Origin of the sequence: Budvicia aquatica DSM 5075 = ATCC 35567, assembly GCF_000427805.1 — a bacterium.
GTDB lineage: Bacteria > Pseudomonadota > Gammaproteobacteria > Enterobacterales > Enterobacteriaceae > Budvicia > Budvicia aquatica.
Map to the genome: position 1 here is coordinate 1 of NZ_KE386587.1, position 3,598 is coordinate 3,598.

The following is a 3,598-nucleotide window of genomic DNA, read 5'->3' on the forward strand; positions in this document are numbered from 1 at the left end:
TTTACACTTAAACTGGAACATTTGGAGGAATGCAGTGCAAACCTTTAACGCAGATATTGCTATCATCGGCGCCGGTGGTGGCGGTCTTCGTGCAGCCATCGCCGCTGCTGAAGCTAATCCCAACCTCACTATTGCGCTCATCTCTAAAGTCTACCCTATGCGGAGCCATACCGTCGCCGCCGAAGGGGGCTCTGCCGCAGTAACGCAAGCCCACGACAGCTTTGAATCCCACTTCCACGACACCGTCGCCGGCGGCGACTGGCTCTGTGAGCAGGACGTCGTTCAATACTTCGTTGAACACAGCCCGCGTGAAATGATTCAAATGGAACAATGGGGCTGCCCGTGGAGCCGTAAACCCGATGGCTCCGTCAACGTCCGTCGCTTCGGCGGCATGAAGATTGAACGCACCTGGTTTGCCGCCGATAAAACCGGCTTCCACATGCTTCATACCCTGTTCCAGACCTCACTCAAGTACCCTAACATTAAACGCTTTGATGAACATTTTGTTCTCGACCTGTTAGTGGACGAAGGCCATGCCCGCGGCTTAGTTGCCATGAACATGATGGAAGGGACCCTGATTCAAATCCGCGCCAACGCCGTGATTATGGCCACCGGCGGCGCCGGTCGCGTTTACCGTTATAACACCAACGGCGGTATCGTCACCGGTGACGGTATGGGTATGGCCTTCCGTCATGGCGTGCCGTTACGCGATATGGAATTTGTTCAGTATCACCCGACCGGCCTGCCGGGCTCCGGTATTCTGATGACCGAAGGTTGCCGCGGTGAAGGCGGAATTCTGGTCAATAAAGACGGCTACCGTTACCTGCAGGATTACGGCATGGGACCGGAGACCCCGCTGGGCCATCCGGAAAACAAATACATGGAACTCGGTCCGCGCGACAAAGTCTCTCAGGCCTTCTGGCACGAGTGGCGCGCAGGGCGCACCATTCCGACTCCGCGCGGCGATGTGGTCTATCTCGACATGCGTCACCTGGGGGCCAAAGTGCTGCATGAGCGTCTGCCGTTTATCTGTGAACTGGCTAAAGCTTACGTCGGCGTTGACCCGGTTAACGAACCTATCCCGGTACGTCCGACCGCCCACTACACCATGGGCGGGATTGAAACTGACCAGAACTGTGAAACCCGTCTGAAAGGGCTGTTTGCCGTCGGCGAATGTTCGTCTGTCGGTATGCACGGGGCTAACCGTTTAGGCTCCAACTCCCTGGCTGAGCTGGTGGTGTTTGGTCGCTTAGCCGGTGAACAGGCGGTTGAACGTGCCCGCACGGCGGCGCCGGCCAACGGCAGTGCGCTGGATGCTCAGGTCTCTGATATCGAAGGTCGTCTGCAAGCCCTGTTGAAACAGGAAGGTACCGAAAGCTGGTCAGCCATCCGTGATGAGATGGGCATGAGCATGGAAGAAGGCTGTGGTATTTACCGCACCACCGAGCTGATGCAGAAAACCGTCGACAAGCTGGCTGAGCTGAAAGAGCGCTTTAAGCGCATCAAAATCACCGACACCTCCAGCGTGTTTAACACTGACCTGCTGTACACCATTGAGTTAGGTCATGGTCTGGACGTGGCGGAATGTATGGCCATTTCAGCCCTTAACCGTCGTGAGTCTCGCGGTGCCCATCAGCGCTTAGACGAAGGCTGTACCGAGCGTGATGATGAGAACTTCCTGAAACACAGCCTGACATTCTTTAATCCGGAAGGCGGCGCGCCGCGTCTGGAATACAGCGATGTGAAAATTACTACCCTTGCCCCGGCTAAACGCGTCTACGGGGCAGAAGCAGAAGCCCAAGATGCTGCAGACAAACTGAAGAAGGAGCAGGCCAATGTCTGAGATGAAAACCCTCAAAGTTGAAGTCATGCGCTATAACCCTGAGCAGGACAGCGCACCGCACTTCGAGGCGTATGATGTGCCTTACGATACCTCCACCTCCCTGTTGGATGCATTAGGGTATATCAAAGACAATCTGGCTCCGGACCTGTCTTATCGCTGGTCCTGCCGGATGGCGATATGTGGCTCATGCGGCATGATGGTCAATAAGGTGCCGAAGCTGGCCTGTAAGACCTTCCTGCGCGAATATGCTGACAGCGGTCTGAAGGTCGAAGCCTTAGGTAACTTCCCGATTGAGCGGGACTTAGTGGTGGATATGACTCACTTTATTGAGAGTCTGGAGGCGATTAAGCCTTACATCATTAATGACAGCCTGAAGCCGGAAAACGGCGCCACGCTGCAGACCCCGGCCCAGATGGAGAAATACCATCAGTTCTCGGGCTGTATCAACTGTGGCCTGTGCTATGCGGCCTGTCCGCAGTTCGGCTTAAATCCGGAGTTTATCGGTCCGGCCGCCATTACGCTGGCCCACCGTTACAATCTGGACACCCGTGATAAAGGTAAGGCTGCCCGTATGCCTCAGTTGAACGGCAAGAACGGCGTGTGGTCTTGTACCTTCGTCGGCTACTGTTCTGAAGTCTGTCCGAAGCACGTTGACCCGGCCGCTGCTATTCAGCAGGGCAAGGTGGAAAGCTCGAAAGACTTTATGATTGCCATGCTGAAACCTCAATAAAGGAGAGGGATACTATTATGATGACCAAACGTAAACCCTATGTCCGTGAGGTGAAAGCCGACTGGTGGAAAAACCTCGGGTTCTATAAGTTTTATATGTTCCGTGAGAGCACCGCCGTGCCGGCAGTGTGGTTCAGCATTGTGCTGATTATCGGTCTGTTTGCCCTCAAGGGCGGTGCAGAGAGCTGGGGAAGCTTTGTCGGCTTCTTACAGAACCCGATAGTGATGGTGATTAACATCATTACCTTGATTATGTCAGTCGTTCACACCAAGACCTGGTTTGACCTGACGCCTAAAGCCGCTAACGTGGTGGTGGGTGACAATAAACTGGGCCCGAAACCGATTGTGACCGGTTTTTGGGTGGTAACGATTGTGGTGAGCCTGGTTATTCTGGCCATTGCCCTGATTTAAGCGGAGGAAGAACGAGATGAATCAAGTAAACCCGAAGCGTTCTGACGAACCGGTATTCTGGGGTCTGTTCGGAGCAGGCGGTATGTGGGGCGCGATTGTGGCTCCGGTGATTATCCTGCTGGTGGCGATTATGCTGCCGCTGGGCTGGGCGCCTGAAGCATTGAGCTACCCGCGCATTCTGGCGTTCTGCCAGAGCTTTATTGGCCGGGTATTCCTGCTGCTGATGATTATCCTGCCGGTATGGTGTGGTCTTCACCGTATGCACCATATGACCCATGACCTGAAGTGGCATATCCCGGCCAGTAAGCTGGTGTTTTATGGGATTGCGATGATACTGACCGTAGTAACGGTATACGGCGTATTTAGCCTGTAAGCCAATGAATAGGTTGTATCAATAAATAGTCAACGCCCCGCAAGGGGCGTTTTAGTGTCTGGCATAGCCATTAAATTTGATTGCAGCGCCCATTTCGTCCGCATCATCAACAGCGGAATATGGATACTTCCTGGCGGCCGCGGGGCGATGTTGTTGCATATCTCGGACTGCGGGCCATGACGCATCCCTATGCCCTCGATTCACTATTCTTATCCCCCACGCTGAGTCATTGGGACGTTCTT

At 54.3% G+C, this 3,598-nt stretch carries 4 protein-coding genes; all 4 read left to right on the plus strand.

Annotation, left to right across the window (positions count from 1 at the left end; all coding sequences use genetic code 11):
• Positions 1 to 34 precede the first annotated feature (34 nt).
• The 4 genes from frdA to frdD are packed head-to-tail and all read left to right on the plus strand — an operon-like array spanning position 35 to position 3,356.
• Positions 35 to 1,843: a fumarate reductase (quinol) flavoprotein subunit gene (gene frdA / locus YWE_RS0123630; protein ID WP_029094290.1), complete on the plus strand. Its 1,809-nt coding sequence runs from the start codon at positions 35 to 37 to the stop codon at positions 1,841 to 1,843.
• Positions 1,836 to 2,573: a succinate dehydrogenase/fumarate reductase iron-sulfur subunit gene (locus YWE_RS0123635; protein ID WP_029094289.1), complete on the plus strand. Its 738-nt coding sequence runs from the start codon at positions 1,836 to 1,838 to the stop codon at positions 2,571 to 2,573. Before frdA ends, YWE_RS0123635 begins: the two co-directional genes overlap by 8 nt.
• Before the next feature lie 17 nt (positions 2,574 to 2,590).
• Positions 2,591 to 2,983: a fumarate reductase subunit FrdC gene (frdC, locus tag YWE_RS0123640; protein WP_029094288.1), complete on the plus strand. Its 393-nt coding sequence runs from the start codon at positions 2,591 to 2,593 to the stop codon at positions 2,981 to 2,983.
• Between the two features lie 16 nt (positions 2,984 to 2,999).
• The gene (frdD, locus tag YWE_RS0123645; protein WP_029094287.1) at positions 3,000 to 3,356 is read left to right on the plus strand and encodes a fumarate reductase subunit FrdD; all 357 of its coding nucleotides are present in this window, start codon (positions 3,000 to 3,002) and stop codon (positions 3,354 to 3,356) included.
• Positions 3,357 to 3,598: the final 242 nt, after the last annotated feature.

What these genes read in the sequence shown, in the direction of transcription:
- YWE_RS0123635 (WP_029094289.1), top strand. Translation starts at nt 1,836, where the DNA reads ATGTCTGAGATGAAAACCCTCAAAGTTGAAGTCATGCGCTATAACCCT.
- frdC (WP_029094288.1), top strand. Translation starts at nt 2,591, where the DNA reads ATGATGACCAAACGTAAACCCTATGTCCGTGAGGTGAAAGCCGACTGG.
- frdD (WP_029094287.1), top strand. Translation starts at nt 3,000, where the DNA reads ATGAATCAAGTAAACCCGAAGCGTTCTGACGAACCGGTATTCTGGGGT.